The 18,833-nt window shown below is 67.8% G+C and carries 5 protein-coding genes; all 5 read right to left on the reverse strand.

All coding sequences use genetic code 11. The features are described from left to right. Positions 1-146 precede the first annotated feature (146 nt). On the reverse strand, positions 147-1,094 hold the full coding sequence (locus ACIPZH_RS25140; RefSeq protein WP_400638253.1) for an alpha/beta hydrolase: 948 nt from the start codon (positions 1,092-1,094) through the stop codon (positions 147-149). Positions 1,095-1,154: 60 nt separating this feature from the next. Next, positions 1,155-9,692, reverse strand: coding sequence for an amino acid adenylation domain-containing protein (locus ACIPZH_RS25145; RefSeq protein WP_400638255.1), 8,538 nt, complete (start codon positions 9,690-9,692; stop codon positions 1,155-1,157). Further along, positions 9,692-16,102 (reverse strand): amino acid adenylation domain-containing protein, encoded by a 6,411-nt coding sequence (locus tag ACIPZH_RS25150; protein WP_400638256.1) that lies wholly within the window; start codon positions 16,100-16,102, stop codon positions 9,692-9,694. Before ACIPZH_RS25150 ends, ACIPZH_RS25145 begins: the two co-directional genes overlap by 1 nt. 119 nt (positions 16,103-16,221) lie before the next feature. Continuing rightward, on the reverse strand, positions 16,222-17,877 hold the full coding sequence (locus tag ACIPZH_RS25155; RefSeq protein WP_400638258.1) for a cyclic peptide export ABC transporter: 1,656 nt from the start codon (positions 17,875-17,877) through the stop codon (positions 16,222-16,224). A gap of 74 nt (positions 17,878-17,951) precedes the next feature. Continuing rightward, positions 17,952-18,833, reverse strand: coding sequence for a formylglycine-generating enzyme family protein (locus ACIPZH_RS25160; protein ID WP_400628402.1), 882 nt, complete (start codon positions 18,831-18,833; stop codon positions 17,952-17,954).

Here is an 18,833-nt window from a genome sequence, read left to right on the forward strand (position 1 = left end):
TCTCCCACAGTCTGTACTGCGTCAACAGTCAGAATCCGGCATTTAGTCCCACCACCCCTTCAAGTCTAACCATACAAGCCGGCTTGCCGGCGATGGGCCGCATGGCGGCCCCAGATCGCTTGCCCTACGGGCATCAGGCTTGCTGGTCAGGCCAGCACCTGCTCCAACCAGCATCCTGCCGCCGCATACACCTCGCCAGTCGCCCCGGTGATACCCGACATGCGCAGAAAATCGTGGGTCAACCCCGCCTCGATACGCAGGGTGGTCGGTGTGGCGCTCGCCTCGAGCTTGCGCGCATAGTCCAGGCCTTCATCGAACAACGGGTCGTACTGGGCCAGGTTCACATAGGCCGGCGCCATGGCTGGCAACGCCGGGTGCAGCAGGGGCGAGGCGCGCCAGTCAGTGTGCGCTTGGGTGGCGCCCAGGTAATGCTCGTAGAACCAGTCCAGCGTGCCGCTCTCCAGCAGGTAACCCTCGCCATACTGCCGGTGCGAAGCGCGTCGAGTATTGCTTTCGGCTACCGGGTAGAACAGTAGCTGCGCTTTGACTGCCATGGCCTGCGGGTGTTGCGCGGCTTCGATCGCCAGAACCGTGGCCAGGGTAGCACCCGCGCTGTCGCCGGCCAGCACCAGCGCGCTTGGCAGGCCCAGCTCGGTAGCGTTGTGCTGCAGCCAGAGGGCGGCGTCCTGGCAATCGTGCAGTGCCGTTGGGAACGGCTGCTCGGGCGCCAGCCGGTAGTGCGGAGCGAACACCGCATAGTCACCCAGGCAGGCCAGGCGCCGGCACACGCAGTCATGCGAGTCCAGGCTGCCGACCACATAACCACCGCCATGCAGGTAGAGCAAGGTGGCCTTGGGCGTGACGCCCGGGCGCACGTAGAGACGGGCGGGCAACTGCGCACCCTCGCGGCAACTGAACTGCAGGGCGCGCACGTCGACATGGGCGGGAGGGTCGGGGTCGAGCAGACGCGAGGCGTTTTCGAACTCCGCCCGTGCCTGGGCGATGCTCAACTGATGCATGGGCTGGCTCTTGCCCGTCAGGCGGCCGAGTTCGGCCAGTTCCAGGAACGCTTCCAGATCGCAATCCAGGGACATTCGGGTTTCCTTCACAGTGTTGGATAAAGGCCCGGCCGCACAGGGCGGCCGGGCGCAGGTTCACAGGGTGTGTGCGGCCACCGGCTGCAGGCGCTGAAGCACGGTTTCGAGCAGTGCGCCATGGCTGACGATGGCGTAGTGATCAGCGGCCAGGCGCTGGCTGGAGTGGATCGCGTGGTGCGCTTCGAAGGCCTGGCAGACGCCCGCTTCGCTGCTCTGTGCCCACCAGCAGTCCAGGCTGGCGCGTACCGCGGGCAGGGCGTGCACTTGCAGCGACAGGGCCTTGAGAGTCATGGCGACGGTGAACGTGCGCGCCAGCTCCTCGCTGCTTTGCAGGCCGTCCCTGGCCTCTGCGCCCAGGCTCCGCTCGATCAGTGCCTGCAACTGCGTGGCATCGGCATTGGCCGCTACCGGGAACAGCGGCAGGCTGTCGGCCGAGCGGCCACCGACCACGGCGAGGAAGGCGCGCAAGTCGCCACCGCAGTCTTCGTCCAGCGCCGCACCTGGCTCACCCGGTACATACGGGTCAACCAGGCCGAGCAGGTCGATCTGCTGGCCCTGGCGCTCGAGCTCACGGGCCACCAGCAGCGCCAGGGTGCCACCCAGCGACCAGCCCAGCAGGCGGTAGGGGCCGTGGGGCTGCTTCTGGCGAATGTACTGGGCGTAGTCGATGGCCATGGCGTCGAGCGACTCGTCCTGCCATTGGCGGTCGAGCAGCATGCGGTTCTGCAGGCCATAGACGCTGCAAACGCCGTCCAGCCGCTGAGCCAGTGCGCGGTAGTCGAACACTGTGCCGAAGCCCGCATGCAGGCAGAACAGCGGGGCCTGGCGTTCGATTTTGCGGTTGAGCAGCAGCAGTGGGTCGAGCGCCGCCTGCTCGCCCGCCTCGGCCGGGCACAGTTCGGCGATGGTCGGGCGGGCGATCAGGTCGCGCAGCTTCAGGTTCAGGCCCAGTTGCGGTTGGTTGCGCAAGCGCGAGAGCACCTTGAGCACACTCAGTGAATCGCCCCCCAGTTCGAAGAAGTGATCACTTACCCCGACCTGCTCCAGGCCCAGCACATCGGCCCATATCGCCGCCAGGGCGCGCTGGCGGTCATCCGCCGGGGCCTGGTACTGGCGCTCGCGCAGCAAAGGCTCGGGCAGTGCGCGGCGATCGACCTTGCCATTGGGGGTCAGCGGCAACGCATCGAGCACCATCAGGTGCGCCGGTACCATATAGTCGGGCAGCACCTGGCGCAGGTGCTCGAGCATCGGCGTGACAGCACGCTCGCCGTCGCCACGTACCACGTAACCGACCAGCTGCTTACCGTTGGCAGCCTCGCGCGCCACCACCACCGCATCGAGCACGTTGGCGATATCGCGCAGGCGCGCCTCGATCTCGCCCAGTTCGATACGAAAACCGCGGACCTTCACCTGATTGTCCAGGCGCCCGAGGTAGTCGAATACCCCGTCCGGGCGCTGGCGTACCAGGTCACCGGTGCGGTACAGGCGCCCGCCAGTGGCGCTGAACGGGTCGGCGACGAAGCGCTCGGCACTCAGCCCCGGGCGGCGGTGATAGCCGCGGGCAAGGCCCTCGCCACCGATGTACAGCTCCCCGGCCAGGCCTGCCGGCAGCGGGTTGAGGCAATCATCCAGCACATGCAGCGTGCGGTTGCCCACGGCCACCCCAATGGGGGCGTACACCGCTTCGCAGCGCGCCGTCACCGGCACTTTCCACAGCAACGGGGTGACCACGGTTTCGGTAGGGCCGTAGCCGTTGGTGAGGTAGTGCGGTTGGAGCACCTGCTTGACCAGCTCGAAGTTGGCATCGGCCACCGCATCGCCGCCGAAGCAGTAGATGCGCACCGGGGGCGGTGCCGGTTGGGCCTGGCCGTATTCAGCCAGTTGCTGCAGGTAGGCCGGCGGGAAGCAGGCGATGCTGATGGCCTCGGCATGCAGCACGTCCCAGGTCTGCTGCGGGGTCCACAGGGTGTTGCCACGGACCACCAGCAGGCCCCCGCTGATCAGGGTCGACAGCCAGCGCTCCTGAGCACCGTCGAAGGCGAACGACATGAACAGCAGCTCGCGGGTCGACGGGCCCATTTCGTAGCGTTCGATGATCGCCTGGCAGTGCATGCGCAGTGGGCCGCGGGCCACGGCCACGCCCTTGGGGTTACCGGTGGAGCCGGAGGTGTAGATCATGTAGCTGAGCTGATCGTCCAGCGCTTGCCGTTGCGGGGCGTGTCGCTGCGCGGACAGCTCGCAGCGGTCCAGGTCCAGGCGGCGCTCGGGGGCCACGCCCAGGCGTTCGCCGATGATGCTGTCGGTCAGCAACAGCGCCACGTCGGCGTCACCGATGATCCATTGCAGGCGTTCGGCGGGGTAATCGATGTCCAGCGGCACATAGGCCGCGCCAGCTTTCATCACCGCGTAGAAGGCAACGATGGTGCGCACCGAGCGATCCAGGGCGATGCCCACCCGGTCCTCGCGCCCAATACCGCGTTCGAGCAGGGTCCAGGCCAGGCGGTTGGCCTGCTCTTCCAGTTGCCCGTAGGTCAGTTGCACCCCGTCGCAGCGCACCGCCACTTGGTCTGCACGCGCCTGGGCATGACGGCCGATCAGGCTGGCCAAGTCGTGCTCAGGGCTCACGCCGGGCTGTGGGTGTGGTTGCACTGCGGTGTCGAGCAGGCCAAGCGTGCCGACGGCCGCCTCGGGGTGGCTCAGCAGGCGTTCGAGCAAGGTGTCGAAGTGGCTGCGGATGGCCTCCACCTGCGGCGCCTGGAAATGGTCCTGGCGGTAGAGGAACTCGATGCGCAGACGGGCATTGAGGTGCACCGCCAAGTCCATCGGGTAGTTGGTGACATCGCGCAGTTGCGCTTCACCGAAACGCAGGCCGGCGGCACCGGCCGATTGCAGGCGTTCATCGATGGGGTAGTTCTCGAACACGATGATGCTGTCGAACAGCGCCTGGCCATTGCTCTGGGCCCAGCGCTGGATGTCCACCAGCGGGGTGTGCTCGTGGTCGCGCACTTCCAGGTTGCAGGTCTGCAACTGTTGCAGCCAGTCCTGCACCGGTTGAGCCGGGTGCGGGGCCTGGATGATCGGCAAGGTGTTGATGAACAGCCCCAGCAGGTTGTCGGCACCCGGCAGGCTGGCCGGGCGACCGGACACGGTGGCGCCGAAGCACACGGTCTGTTGGCCGGTGTAACGCTGCAACAGCAGCACCCAGGCAGCCTGCACCAAGGTGTTGGGGGTAACGCGCAGGCGTTGGGCCTGCTCGCGCAGCCAGGTGGTGCGCTGCTCGTCCCAGTGCAGGTAGAGCGCGCCGTGGCCTTGCTGGGCGCTGCGGCTACCGGCCACGCCGGCCAGCTGGGTAGGGGCCTGCAGCTCGGCCAGGCGTGGCCGCCAGAACGCCTCGCTGGCCTGTTGTGCCGGCGCCTGCAGCCAGCGGATGTAGTCGCTGTAACGGCCTTGCTGAGCCGGCAATGCCTGGCCGGCGTAGCATTGGAACAGTTCACCGAGCAGGCGGGACTGGCTCCAGCCATCCATGAGGATGTGGTGGCTGGTCAGGATCAACTGGTGGCGCTCGTCATCCAGGCGCACCAGCAACAGGCGCAGCAAGGGTGGGGCGAGGAGGTCGAACGGGCGACGCCGCTCGGCTTCCGCGGCGGCGGCCAGGCGCGCCGGCTCGACGGCCTGGCCGCGCCAGTCCAGCGTCCTGGCGTCGAGCTGGCCTTGACGCAGCACGACCTGCAGTGGCTCGCTCAGTTGCGGCGCCTGCCAGAAGGCACTGCGCAGCATCTCGTGGCGCTCCACCAACCGGCCCCAGGCAGCGATGAAACGTGGCGCCTCCAGGCCTTGGACCTCGACGCTGGTCTGGTTGATGTAGAAGTCCCCGGCACCGGCGTCCTGGGTGTGGAACAGCATGCCCTGCTGCACGGTGGACAGCGGGTAGATGTCTTCGACCTGGTCGCAGGCGAAAGGCAACAGGGCCAGTTGGGCCTGGCCAAGCCGGGCCAACGGCACGTCCGAAGGGGTGAGGCCAAGGCGTACGCCCTGGCCGCACAAGGCCACCACCTCACGCAACTCGGCGGCATAGTCGTCGGCCAGGTGCTGCAGTTGAGCCGGCTCGAACATCCGCTGGCTGAAGCTCCAGTTCAAGCGCAGTTCGCCGTCGAACACCTGGCCATTGAGGGCCAGCCAGTTCTGCAACGGCGCATCGGGGCTTTGTTCGCGGCCTTTGTCTGCGGGGATCGGCCGCAACAGCGTGGCGGCATCGTCGTGGCCACTGTCGAACTGGCCCAGGTAGTTGAAGGTGATGCGCGCAGTGGGCAGTGCGGCCAGGGCCTCACGTATCGCCGGGCTGGCGAAACTGCGCAGGGCGCCGAAGAACGCACCTTTACCCGGCAGGGCGCGCAGCTGTTCCTTGGTCAGCATGATCGCTTCGGCCAGCGAGCTGCCGGCGCTGATGCGGGCCGGGTAGAGGCTGGTCAGCCAACCGACGCTGCGGGTCAGGTCGGCCTCGAAGTCGGCGAAGGCTTCGCGGCCATGGCCTTCGAGTTGCACCAGATGGTCACAGGCGCCGGTCCAGCGTTGCAGCACACGGGCGAGGGCGGCCAGCAGCAGGTCGTTGATCTGCGTGCGGTAGGCCGCCGGGCAATCCGTGAGCAGGCGCGTGGTGGTCGCGGCATCCAGATGGGTGGTTACGCTGCGGCTGTCGCACAGGCGCAGCGCAACGTCCGCATCGAGCACCGGCAGGCTGCTGTCGATATCGGCGCACTGGCGTTGCCAGAAGGCGGCTTCCTGCTCCCCGGCCGGGCTCTGTGCGTAGGCTTGCAGGCGCAGGGCCCAGTCCTGCACCGACAGGGTGCGCGGTGGCAGCGCGCAGGCTTGGCCGGCAACCGCCTGGGAATAGGCACCGTGCAGGTCTTCAAGCAGGATGCGCCAGGACACACCGTCCACGGCCAGGTGGTGGATCACCAGCAGCAGGCGCTGCTCACCGTCGACCACCCCCAGCACGGCGCGCAGCAACGGGCCTTGGCCCAGGTCGAGGCTGCCTTGAGCGCGGTCGCACAGGTCCTGCCAGCTGTCGCCCTGGCTTGGCTCGAACAGCCAGAGCAGGTCGTCGTCGGGCGTATGCGGGGCAAAGTGAGCCTGCCACTGGCCTTGCACTTGGCTGAAGCGCAGGCGCAAGGCATCGTGGGTCTCCAGCAGCGCGGCGAGCGCCTGGCGCACGTGGGCCGGGGCCAGCGCCTGGTTGGCCATGAGCATCACCGACTGGTTCCAGCGCTGCGCCTGCGGCACGGCCTGGGCGAAGAACTGCTGCTGCATCGGCAGTAGCAGGCTGGGACCGCTGGCAGGCCGGTACGCGGCCTCGGCCGGTTCGGCCTGGCTCTGGGTGACTTGCGCCAGGGTGCGCACGGTCTGGTGGCTGAACAGGTCTTTGGGGGTGAAGTGCAGGCCGTCGCGTCGTGCCTGGCTCACCAGCTGAATGGACACGATCGAGTCGCCGCCCAGCTCGAAGAAGTTGTCATCGATGCCCACGTGCTCGCGCTTGAGCACCCGCTGCCAGACCTGCACCAGGCGTGCCTGCAGTTCATCTTCGGCGGCGCTGTAGCTGGCCTGGGCCTGAGCCAGCCCCGGGGCGGGCAGGGCCTTGCGGTCGAGCTTGCCATTGGGGCTCAGCGGCATGCGCGGCAGGAACAACCACTGGTTGGGCACCATGTAGTCGGGCAGGTGGGCCAGCAGTGCCTGGCTCAGTTGCTCGCGCTCAGGCAGCGGCTCGCCGGCCCTGGCCACCAGGTAGGCGACCAGTTGGTTGTCCACGGCCAGCACGGCGGCCTCGTGGATGGCGGGTTGTTCCATCAGGCGCGCTTCGATCTCACCGAGTTCGATGCGCAGGCCGCGGATCTTTACCTGGTGGTCGATGCGCCCGCAGTACTCGATCACGCCGTCGTCGCGGTAGCGCGCCAGGTCGCCGGTGCGGTACATGCGCGCGCCAGGCTGGAACGGGCAGGCAACGAAGCGCTCGGCGGTCAGCGCCGGGCGTTGGTGATACCCGCGGGCCAGGCCCACTCCGCCCAGGTAGAGCTCGCCGATCACGCCAGCGGGTTGCGGCTGCAGGCCGGCATCGAGGATCCAGCAGGCCAGGTTGGCGATAGGTTGACCAATCGGCACGCCGGTCTTGCCCTCGTCGCGGCAGGTCCAGTGGGTGACGTCGATGGCCGCTTCGGTGGGCCCGTACAGGTTGTACAGTTGGGCCTGGGGCAACTGGGCGAACACCTGTTGCTGCGCCTCCACCGGCAGCGCCTCGCCACTGCAGACGATGCGCTGCAGGCTGCTGCAGCGGCTGACCTGGTCGTCGAGCAGGAAGGCCTGCAGCATCGAGGGCACAAAGTGCAGGGTGGTGACCTGATGCTGGACGATCAGTTGCACCAGGCGCGCCGGGTCGCGGTGGTCACCCGGCGCGGCAATGGCCAGGCGGGCGCCGGTGATCAACGGCCAGAAGAACTCCCACACCGACACGTCGAAGCTGAAGGGCGTCTTCTGCAGCACTGTGTCGCTGGCATCCAGGCCGTAGGCCGCCTGCATCCACTGCAGGCGGTTGGCCAGGGCCCGGTGGCTGTTACCTGCGCCTTTCGGGCGGCCGGTGGAGCCGGAGGTGTAGATGACGTAGGCCAGTTGCTCGGGCGTGCACGGCACTTGCGGGTCATGTTCGGGCTGCGCGGCGGGCGCCTGGTCGAGCAGCAGCACCGGCAGCCCGGGCGGCAGCGGCAGACGCTCGCGCAGGTGCGCCTGGGTCAGCAGCAGGCCGATGCCGCTGTCTTCGACCATGTAGCTCAGGCGCTCGGCGGGGTATTCAGGGTCCAGCGGCACGTAGGCGCCGCCGGCCTTGAGGATGGCCAGCAGGCCAACCACCAGCTCCAGGCTGCGCTGGGCGGCGATGCCGACCGGCGTGTCCTGGCGCACGCCTTGGGCAATCAGGGCGTGCGCCAGCTGGTTGGCCTGGCGGTTGAGCTGGGCGTAGCTCAGCGCGCTGTCGCCGAACAGCAGTGCGGTGGCAGCGGGCGTGCGGCGTGCCTGGGCTTCGACCAGGGCGTGGATCGACGGCGTGGCCGGGTAGGCGTGGGTGGTGGCGTTCCACTGGGTGAGCAAGCGCTGGCGTTCGTCATCGGCCAGCAGCGTGATCTCGCCCAGCGCCTGCTGTGGGGCCTGCACCACGTGCGCCAGCAGGCGCAGCCAGTGGTCCCCCAGGCGTTGGATGGAGCTGTGGTCGAACAGGGCGGTGGCGTAGGTCAGGCTCGCACTCAGGCCCTGGGCGTCCTCGAAGGTGTTGAGGGTCAGGTCCAGTTGCGCGGTCTCGCCTGTCAGTGGCAGCGGCTCGATGGCCAGGCCGTGGCCCAGGGCCGATTCGTTCGGCTGGGGCGCGCCGACCTGGTGGTTGAACATGACCTGGAACAGGGGGTTGTGGCTGAGGTTGCGCGCTGGCTGCAAAGCCTCGACCAGTTGCTCGAAGGGGAGGTCCTGGTGGGCCTGGGCCTGCAAGGTGGTGGCCTTGACCTGGTCGAGCAGTTGCTCGAAGGACAGGGTCGGCTGGCACTGGCCATCGATGACCAGGGTGTTGACGAAGAAGCCGATCAGGTCTTCTGCCTCGACCCGGTTGCGGTTGGCACTGGGCACGCCGACGCGGATGTCCTGCTGGCGGGTGTAGCGGTGCAGCAGGGCCATGAACGCGGCCAGCAGCACCATGAACGGTGTGGCCTGGCGGGCCTGGGCAAGCTGGCGCACGGCCAGGGCCAGGGCCGGTGGGATGGCCAGCGGCAGGCGCGCCCCGTCGAAGCGCTGCACGCTCGGGCGTGGCCGGTCCAACGGCAGTTCCAGCACGGGCACTTCGCTGCCCAGGCGCTGGCGCCAGTAGTCGAGCTGGCGTTCCTGCTCGCCGGCTTCCATCCAGTGGCGTTGCCAGATGGCGTAGTCGGCGTACTGCAGCTGCGGTTCGGGCAACTGGCTGGCCAGGCCCTGGCTGAAGCGCGCATAGCAGTGGGTCAGCTCCTTGACCATCACCTGCATCGAGCGCCCGTCGCTGATGATGTGGTGCTGCACCAGCAGCAGCACATGGTCATCGCTGCCCAGTTGCAGCAACTCGGCACGCAACAAGGGGCCGCAGGCCAGGTCGAACGGTTCACGTACCCGCGCCTGGATATGCGCCTGCAGGGCCTGCTCATCGAGCGTGGTCAGCGTCAGGGCGACGGCGACGGTGGCGTCCACCTGCTGCGCCACGCCGTGCTCGTCTTCGACGAAACGCGTGCGCAGGCTGTCATGGCGATGCACCAGCGCCTCGAGGCTGGCCTGCAGCGCCGCCACGTTCAGTGCCCCTCGCAGGCGCAGGGCGCAGGGGATGTGATAGGCGCTGGCCTGGCGGTCGAACTGCCAGAGGAACCATTGGCGTTGCTGGGCGAACGACAACGGCAGGCGGTCGAACGCTTCACGTACCTGAGGGATCGGCAGGCTGGCCATCGACAGGCCTTCCTCGCGCATCTTCATCAGGTACTGCCGGCGCTTTTCCAGCGGCAGCAGGACAAAGCGCTTGGCGATTCTCGAAGCGGCAGTGCTGTCCATCAGTGTTCCTCCATTTCGTCGAGCCAGGCTTCGAGGGTGTCGAGCTTGTTTTCATCGACCGCGGTTGTAGTGGTGTCCAGGTGCAGCGCCAGGGCTTGAAGGGTCGGGTGCTGGAACAGGGCCTGTGGGGTCAGCTCGCGGCCCAGCTCCAGCTGGATGCGCGAGACGACGTTGATCACCAGCAGCGAATGGCCGCCCAGCTCGAAGAAGTCGTCGTCCAGGCCCACCGCCTGTACACCGAGCACCTGTTGCCAGATGCCTGCCAGTTGCACTTGCAACGCTGTGTGGGGCGCGCGGAAGGGGCGTTGGGTAGGGCTGTCGGCCGGTGCCGGCAGGGCGCTGCGGTCGAGCTTGCCGTTGACGGTCAGGGGCAGCTGTTCGAGCCACATGCAATGGGCCGGAACCATGTAGTCGGGTAGCTGCGCCTTGAGCGCGGCGCGCAGGGTGGCGGTGTCGCCGCCCTGGCCGTGATGCGCCACCAGGTAGGCGAGCAGGCGGGTGCCGGCGGGCCCCTGGTCGGCGATCACCACCGCCTGGGCCACCGCCGGCTGCGCCAGCAGGCTGGCCTCGACTTCGCCCAGTTCGATACGGAAGCCGCGCACCTTCACCTGTTGGTCGATGCGCCCGATGTATTCGAGGGTGCCGTCGCTGCGGCGGCGCGCCAGGTCGCCGGTGCGGTATAGGCGGCTGCCGGGCTGGGAGGAGAACGGGTTGGCGATGAAGCGCGTAGCGCTCAGCCCGGCGCGGTTGAGGTAGCCTCGGGCAAGGCCCGCCTGGCCGATGTACAGCTCGCCGATGCAGCCCGCCGGAACCGGTTCGAGCTCGCCGTCGAGCAGGTAGCCGCTGAGGTCGTCGATCAGTTCGCCGATCGGGCTCAGCGTGCGGTTCACATCATCCAGGCCAATTGGTCGATAGGTGACGTGCACCGTGGTTTCGGTGATGCCGTACATGTTCACCAGTTGTGGCCGCTGTGCGCCGAAGCGCTCGAACCAGGGGCGCAGTGCCGCCACGTCGAGCGCTTCGCCACCGAAGATCACATGACGCAGGGCAAGGTCTGCCGAGGCGGCGCTGCACGCGGCCTGGGTCAGGGGTTTGAATGCCGATGGCGTCTGGTTGAGTACGCTCACACGCTCGTCCACCAGCAGTTGCAGGAAACCCTGCGGGTCGCGGCTCAAGGCGTGCGGCACGATCACCAGGCGGCCTCCATGCAGCAGCGCACCAAAGATCTCCCACACCGAAAAGTCGAAAGCAAAGGAGTGGAACAAGGTCCAGACGTCATTGTGGTCGAAGCGGAACCAGCGATCGCAGGCGCTGAACAGCCTCAGGACATTGCGCTGGCTGAGCAGCGTGCCTTTGGGCAGACCGGTGGAGCCGGAGGTGTAGATGATGTAGGCGAGGTTGTCGACGCTGCTGCGCGGTGCGGGGTTGTGCACCGGCTGGTCGTCGTAGCTGGCCTCCAGGTCCAGGCGCAGCAGCCCGGCGTGCGCGGGCAGTTCGGCGAGCAGGCCGGGTTGCTCGAGCAGCACCTTGATGCCGCTGTCGCGGACCACGAAAGCCAGGCGCTCTGCCGGGTGCGCGGGGTCGAGCGGCACGTAGGCGCCGCCGGCCTTGAGGATGGCCAGCATGCCGACGATCAGCGCGAAGCCGCGCTCGGCGGCCAGGCCCACCGGCACATCGGCGCCCACGCCCGCCGCGATCAGGCGGTGTGCCAGGCGGTTGGCGCGCTGGTTGAGCTCGCCGTAGCTCAAGGCCTGGCCCTGATAGCGCAAGGCAACGGCCTGCGGCTGGCGTTGTGCCTGGGATTCGATACGTGCAGCCAGTGCTTGCGTTTGTGGGTGGGCGACCGGGGCGCCGTTCCAGGCCTCTTGGACCTGCAGGCGTTCGGCCGGGTCCATCAGGGCCAGCCGGGCGAGCGGCAGCCCTGGCTGGGCGATGGCCTGTTCGAGCAGGTTCAGCCAGTGCCTGGCCAGGCGTTGCAGGGTCGTAGCGTCGAACAGCGTACGGTCGTAGGTAAAACTGGCGCTGAGGCCTTGTTCACCCTGGGCCGTGCTTAGCGCCAGGTCGAACTGGGCCTCCTGGGGTTGGCTGTCCACTGCCTCCAGGCGCAGCGCACCCAGTGGCGTGGCGTCGGCTGCCTGGTGGTGGTTGTACAGCACCTGGAACAAGCCCTGGCGTGGGCCGCGCTGGGGCAGCAGGGCTTCGAGCAGTTGCTCGTAGGGCAGGTCCTGGTGGTCCTGGGCTTCGACCATTGCCTGGCGGGTCTGCGCCAGCAGCCCGGCAAACGACAGGTCGGCCGTGCACTCGGCGCGCATCACCAGCGTGTTGACGAAGAAGCCGATCAATTGCTCGGTTTCCAGGCGGTTGCGGTTGGCCACCGGTACGCCGATGCGGATGTCCGGCTGGCCGCTATAGCGGTGCAACAGGGCCTGCCAGGCCGCCAGCAGCACCATCGGCACTGTCGCCTGGTGTGCGCTGGCGAAACGTTGCACGGTTTCGCCCAGTGCCGTGGGCAATGCCAGATGCAAGCGTGCCGCCGGGCGCTTGGCATCGTCGCGGCGGGGGTGATCGCAGGGCAGTTCGAGCACCGGTTGCTCGCCGGCCAGGCGTGTGCGCCAGTAGGCCAGCTGGCGCTCGCGTTCGCCGTCATCCAGCCAGCGACGCTGCCAGGCCGCGAAGTCGGCATATTGCAGTGCCAGTGCGGGCAAGGCCTGGCCTTGATAGAGCGCGCACAGCTCGCGGACCATCACCTGCATCGACCAGGCATCGGAGACGATGTGGTGCTGCACCAGCACCAGCACGTGTTCCTCGGCCGCCAGGCGTGCCAGGCCTACGCGCAGCAGCGGGCCGCTGGCCAGGTCGAAGGGCTGGCGGAGCAGGCCTGTGATGAAGGCCTGGCACTGGCTTTCTTCAAGCGGCACGCCCTGCACGTTCAGCGACCAGGGGGCCAGGATGTGCTGGCGCGGCTGCTCACCTTCGAGGGTGAAGCAGGTACGCAGCGCTTCATGGCGGGCGATCAGTTGGTCGAAGGCTCGGTTCAGGGCGGTGACATCCAGCGGGCCGCGCAGGCGCAGTACGCTGGGAATGTGGTAGGCGCTGCTGTCTGGGGCCAGCTTCCACAGCAGCCACTGGCGCTCCTGGGCGTAAGACAGCGGCAGTTGGTCGCGCGCGGTTCGTACCGGCATGGCCAGCGGGGTGGCCGTTTGCAGCTGCGCCAGGGCCTGGCAGAAGTCGCCCAGGCGCGGCTGGTCGAACAGCAGGCGCAGGGGGAAGTTCAGCGCCAGCTCGTGGCGCAGGCGCGAGACCGCCCGCGCCACCAGCAACGAATGCCCGCCCAGGGCGAAGAAATCATCCCCCAGCCCGACCCGTTCGGCCTTCAACAGCTCGGCCCAGGTAGCCGCAACCTGGCGTTGCAGGTCACTCGCCGGCGCCTGGTAGCGAGCCTGTGCCGGGCTGTCGTCGACCACCGGCAGGGCCTTGCGGTCGAGCTTGCCGTTGGGGGTCAGGGGCATGGCCTGCAAGAGGTGCAGGCGTGCTGGCAGCATGTAGCCCGGCAGTTGCTCACGCAGCGGTGCCAGGCAGTGTTCGATGAATGCCTGGCTGTCGTCGGGCGTGCTGGCGGGTACTACATAGCCGACCAGCTGCGCGCCATCGACGCCGTCGCGGGCGACCACTGCGGCTTCACGTACCGCGTCCAGGGTGAGCAGGGCCGATTCGATCTCGCCCAGCTCGATGCGAAAGCCGCGGATCTTCACCTGATGATCGACCCGGCCAAGGAAGTCCAGGCTCCCGCTGGCGTGGCGGCGCGCCAGGTCGCCGGTGCGGTACAGGCGCTCGCCGGGCTTGCCGTAGGGGTGCGGCACGAAGCGTTCGGCGGTCAGGCCGGGGCGCTGGTGGTAACCCTGGGCCAGGCCGTCGCCGCCGATGTACAGGTCGGCCGGTACGCCCTGCGGGCTGGGCAGCAGGTTGCCGTCGAGCAGTAACAGGCCGGTGCGCTCGATCGGCTGGCCCAGTTCGGGGCGGGCACTGCTGCGGGCCAGTGCGTGGCGCGCCGACCAGATGGTGGTTTCGGTCGGGCCGTACAGGTTCCACAGTGCGGCGCAACGGGCCAGCAGCCTTGCCGCCAGGTCATCGCCGAGCGCCTCGCCGCCGCACAGTGCGGTCAGGGCGGGCAGGCGTTGCTCGGGGTCATTGTCGAGCAGCATGCGCCAGGTCGATGGGGTGGCCTGCAGCACGTCGATGCGTTCGCTGATCAGCAGGTCGAGAATTGCCGCCGGGTCCTGCACGGTGTGCTTGTCGGCCAGCACCATGCATGCCCCGGTGCACAGCGGCAGGTACAGCTCCAGGCCGAAAATGTCGAAGGAGCAGGTGGTGATGCTCAGCAGGCGCTGCCCCGGTTGCATGCCGGGCGCCTTGGCCATGGCTGCGACGAAGTTGGACAGTGCGCCATGGGGCACCATCACGCCCTTGGGGTTGCCAGTCGAGCCGGAGGTATAGAGCACATACGCCAGTTGCTGCGGCGGGCAGTCCAGGGGCAGGGGCGGTTCGGGCTGGTGCGCGGCGTGCAGGTCGAAGTCATCGAGCAGCAGTACCTGCTGGCGCGGCGTTGGCAGGGCAGCCAGCACCGAGGCCTGGCTCAGCAGCAGGGGGGCGCCGCAGTCTTCAAGCATGTAGGCCAGGCGTTCGGCGGGGAACTGGGGGTCCAGCGGGACGTACGCCGCACCGGCCTTGAGGGTGGCCAGCAGGGCGACGATCAGCGGCGCGCCGCGTTCCAGGGCCACCGCGACACGCTCGCCTGGGCCGATGCCGGCGGTGTGCAGGCGCCGGGCGAGGCGCTCGGCAGCGTTGTCGAGGGCGCGGTAGCTTAGCCGCGTGTCGCCGGCCACCAGTGCAATGGCCTCGCCGTGGCGCTGCGCCAGGCGCGCGAACTGCTGGTGCACGGCCAGGCCGTCGAGGGCATCGCCTGCGGGGCCCTGGGCCGCGGCCAACCACTGTTCACGCTGCACGGCAGGCTGCGCATGAAGCTCACCGATGGCGCACTGGGGGTGGTCGAGCATGGCCTGGAGGATGGCCAGCCAGTCCTCGCCCAGCCGCTCAGCGGTGGCCGCCTCGAACAGCGTGGCATCGTAGTCGAGGCTGATGCCCAGCCGCTCGCGACCGGCATGAACGTTGAGGCTGAGGTCGAACTTGGCGGCAGTGGGGGCGCTGGGCATCGGCTCGATGTGCAACCCTGCGAAACCGGCCGCGGGCTGCTCGGCATTGTCGCTGGTCCAATTGAACAGGCAGTGGAACAGCACGCCGTTGCTGCCTTGCCGTTGTTCAGCAAGCGCTTGCTCCAGCGGGTAGTCGGCATGCTCCAGGCATGCCAGGGCGTGCTTGCGCACCTGCTCGAGCAGGCTGGCCACGGACTGGCGCGGGTCCAGGCGCGCCCGGTGGATCTGGCTGTTGACGAAAAAGCCGATCAGGTCCTGCACCTGTTCCTGGTTGCGCCCGGCATTGGGCACACCAACGATGAAGTCGTCCTGCCGGGCATGGCGGCCGAGTACCAGCTGCCAGGCGGCCAGCAGCACCATGAATGGCGTCAGGCCATGGGCCCGGCAGGCGGTCTGCAGTTGGCTGAACAGCGCGGCGGGCAAGGCCAGGGTGCAGGTCCCGGCGGCCGTGGCGGGACGGCTGTCGCGCGGGTGATCGGTGGGCAGTTCCAGCCGTTGCAGGCCGCCTTGCAGGTATTGGCGCCAGTAGCTGGCGGCGCGCTCGTGGGCCGGGCTGGCCTGGTAGGCGCCGCGCTGCCAGTGGGCGAAGTCCAGGTACTGCACCGCTGGGCGAGGCAACTGGCAGTCACTGCCGGTGCAGACGTTGCCGTAGGCCTGGGAGAGGTCGCGCAGCAGCACTGGGTTGGACCAGGCATCACTGATGATGTGGTGGCTGGTCAGGGCCAGCACATGGCGTTGCGCGCCCAGCTGATACAGGCAGGCGCGCAGCAGCGGGGCCTGGGTGAGGTCGAACGGGGTGGCGGCCTCGGTCTGCAGCGCCTCGTGCAACACCTGCGGTGGTTGCCCGCGCAGGTCGACGCAGCGCAGGTTCAAGCGCGCCGCGCGGTCGACCTGCTGGCGTGGATGGCCCTGCACCTCGTTGATGCGAGTACGCAGGATGTCGTGACGGTCGATGACCCGGTCCAGCGCCTGTTGCAGGTCTTGGGCCTGCAGCGGGCCCTGGAGCAAAAAGGCGCGCGGCTGGTTGTAGGTGGCGGCATCGGGGTCGAGCTGATCGAGCAGCCACAGCTGCTCTTGGGCGAACGACAGCGGCGCGTGGTCGGCGCCGTGGGCAACGATACCGGCAGGGGCGGCGGTGTCGTCGAGCTCGCAGAGCAGGGCCAGCAGCGCGTCATCGGTGGATTGGTTCTGGGGTGTCATCTCGGTCTCGCCATCACTGGAGAATTAAGCGTACTGAGAGAGACGAAGGGGCAGGGGGGTGATTTAGGCAGGCGGTGAAACAGCTGCATCCGGCGCGCGTGGGGCGCGCCGGGTGGGGTTCAGACAAGGGCTGGCGCGTGTTCGACGACGACTTTGCCGGCCTGCAGCCGTACCCGCTGGTCGGCGATGTCGAAGTAGCGGTCATCGTGGGAAATGACAATGATGGTCTTGCCCAGGCGCTTGAGGTCCGGCAGCAGCTCGGTGTAGAAGATGCGCCGGAAGGTCGGGTCCTGGTCGGCGGCCCATTCGTCGAACACCAGCACCGGGCGTTCTTCCAGCCACGCGTTGATCAGCGCCAGGCGCTTGCGCTGGCCGGTGGACAGGTCGGTGGTGCTGAACGCACCGTCCTTGACGCTGACCTTGTGGGCGATTTCCAGGCGCTCCAGGTAGCGGTTGGCGTCGTCGGGGATGTGCGTATCGCCCTGCACCACATCATCGAACAGGTAGTAGTCGGCGAACACGGTGGTGAACAATTGCCGGTAGTCGTCGCGCCCCTGTGCGTCGATGGCCTGGCCGTTGAGCAGGATCTGCCCCTGTTGCGGCGGGTACAGGCCCAGCAGCAACTTGATCAGGGTGGTCTTGCCACAGCCGTTTTCACCGACCACGAAGACGATGTCGCCCTGGGCGATGCGCAGGTTCACTGGCCCTACCTGGAAGGGCTGGGCGCCTGGGCTGGCCTGGTAGGCATAGCTCACCTCGCGCAATTCCATGCTGTCGACCACCACGGGCGGGTTGCCGTGGTCCTCCAGCAGCAGGTGCGGTTCAGGCGAAGAAAACTGCTCGGAAAGCTCCGCGATACGGCGAAAGGCGATTTGCGCGCGGCTGACCACCGGCAAGGTGCCGATCAGGTGTTCCAGCGGGCCTTTCATGTACAGCAACACCAACACGAAGCCGCTGATGGCTTTGGGGTCGGCGCTTGGCCAGAGAAACTGCAGGGTAAGGCCCAGGCCGATGACCACGAAGAACAGCATGGAGCCGAAGCTCTTGGCGATGACGAAGGTGTTGATCGAGCGTACCTGGGTGGCGCAGATCGCATCGGCGGTGTCCTGGATGCCCTGGCGGAACATGCGCTGGCGGCGCGGGCGGTGGATGCGCAGCTCCTTGGCGCCTTCGGCGATGGCGTGGTAGTGCTTCTGCAGCCGGTCTTCGGCGTCGCGGGCGGCCATGAAGCCTTTGATGCCACGGCCTCGGGCGATGTACTGGACGACGCTGCCGATACCGATTGCCACGAGCATCATCAGGAACATCGGCAGTGACAGCGTGGCCAGGTAACCCAGGCAGCCCAGGGTTACGGTCAGCGAAATCGCCAGGGGTGCGAAGGCAAAGGCGAAGTCGCTGATGGTGTCGACGTCATGGGTCAGCACCGGGATCAGGCGGTGGCTGCGAAAGCGTTCGATCTGCTCGATGGGCGCCGACAGCACCTTCTCGCCCAGGGCTTTGCGCAGTTTGGCGATGATGTGCTGGCCGACATAGTTGGTGCCGATGTCGGAGCAGATCGAGCTGGCCAGTGCCAGCGCACAAAGCCCGGCGAAGCCGAGGATCACGCCGTTGCTCAGGCCACCGTCGGCGTGCAGGCCGCTGTTGATGGTCGCCAGCAGGGCGGTAACGCTCAGGCCGCCGACCATGCCCATGACGACCGACAGGGAAACGATCGGCCAGAACGGTTTGAGCAGGGTGAACAGCTCGCTCAGCGCCCCGCGGGTTTTGGAGGTCATGTTGAATTCCTGGATCAGAGGCAGAAGTACATGGTTATGACGAGTGGCCCGCAGGGCAATTTAACCGCGTACCTTCAGAGGTCGCGCACCACCCGAACACCCAGCCAGTCACCCAGGCGCTCCGGGAAATTGGTGTTGCGGTTGCCCGAGCGGGAGAAGATCGGCGCCTCGCCCCAGTCGTTGCCGCGGATGCTGACCACCTTGCAGCTGTCCTTGGCCCGGCTGGCCTGGCCCCAGGCACTGCCGTCGGCCGGGGCGCCTGCGTAGCTGTTGTGGTAGCAGTCTGCGACCCATTCATAGACGTTGCCGTGCATGTCGTACACGCCAAAGGCGTTGGCGGGGTAACTGCCCACGGGCGAGCTGTAGCTGTAGCCATCCTTGGGGCCGTAGACGTTGGCGTGCTGGCTGATTTCCAAGGTGGCGTCTGGGTCGATGGGGAAGGGGTACATGCCGGTGCTGCCACCGCGTGCGGCATATTCGCGTTGGGCCTCACTGACCATGCGGTAGTGCTTGCCGGTCTTTTTCGACAGCCAGGCCACGTAGTCCTGCACGTCGTGGTAGCTCATGCACACTGCCGGTTGCTGCGGGCCCTGTTTGTAACTCGGCTTGCTGGCAGTGCAGCGCCGGCCCGGGCGATCGTCGCCGTCGGCGATGCGCGTGCCCGTGGCCTTGAGGTAGCCATCCCATTGCTCGGCGGTCACCTGGAAGCGGCTGATGGCGAAGGGTTTGGCGAAGGTCACCACATGCTGTGGGCCTTCGTCATCCTGGCGCCCCATTTCGTCGGGCGGGGTGCCCATGTTGAAGGTGCCGGCGGGCAGCACCACCATCTCCGGGCAGAGCGTGTCGCAGTCACGGAACACCGTGCCCGGGGGTTGGGCGGCTTGTGCTGCCAGGGCCGGCAGGCTGCAGGCGGCCAGCAGGCCGGCCAGGGTCAGGCGATGCATGGAAGCGGTCAT

This window comes from Pseudomonas sp. NPDC089758 (genome assembly GCF_044748705.1).
Classification (GTDB): Bacteria; Pseudomonadota; Gammaproteobacteria; order Pseudomonadales; family Pseudomonadaceae; genus Aquipseudomonas; species Aquipseudomonas putida_X.

Coding starts and splice junctions, on each gene's coding strand:
- ACIPZH_RS25150 (WP_400638256.1), bottom strand. CDS start 16,102: ATGACACCCCAGAACCAATCCACCGATGACGCGCTGCTGGCCCTGCTC.
- ACIPZH_RS25145 (WP_400638255.1), bottom strand. CDS start 9,692: ATGGACAGCACTGCCGCTTCGAGAATCGCCAAGCGCTTTGTCCTGCTG.
- ACIPZH_RS25155 (WP_400638258.1), bottom strand. CDS start 17,877: ATGACCTCCAAAACCCGCGGGGCGCTGAGCGAGCTGTTCACCCTGCTC.
- ACIPZH_RS25160 (WP_400628402.1), bottom strand. CDS start 18,833: ATGACCGCTTCCATGCATCGCCTGACCCTGGCCGGCCTGCTGGCCGCC.
- ACIPZH_RS25140 (WP_400638253.1), bottom strand. CDS start 1,094: ATGTCCCTGGATTGCGATCTGGAAGCGTTCCTGGAACTGGCCGAACTC.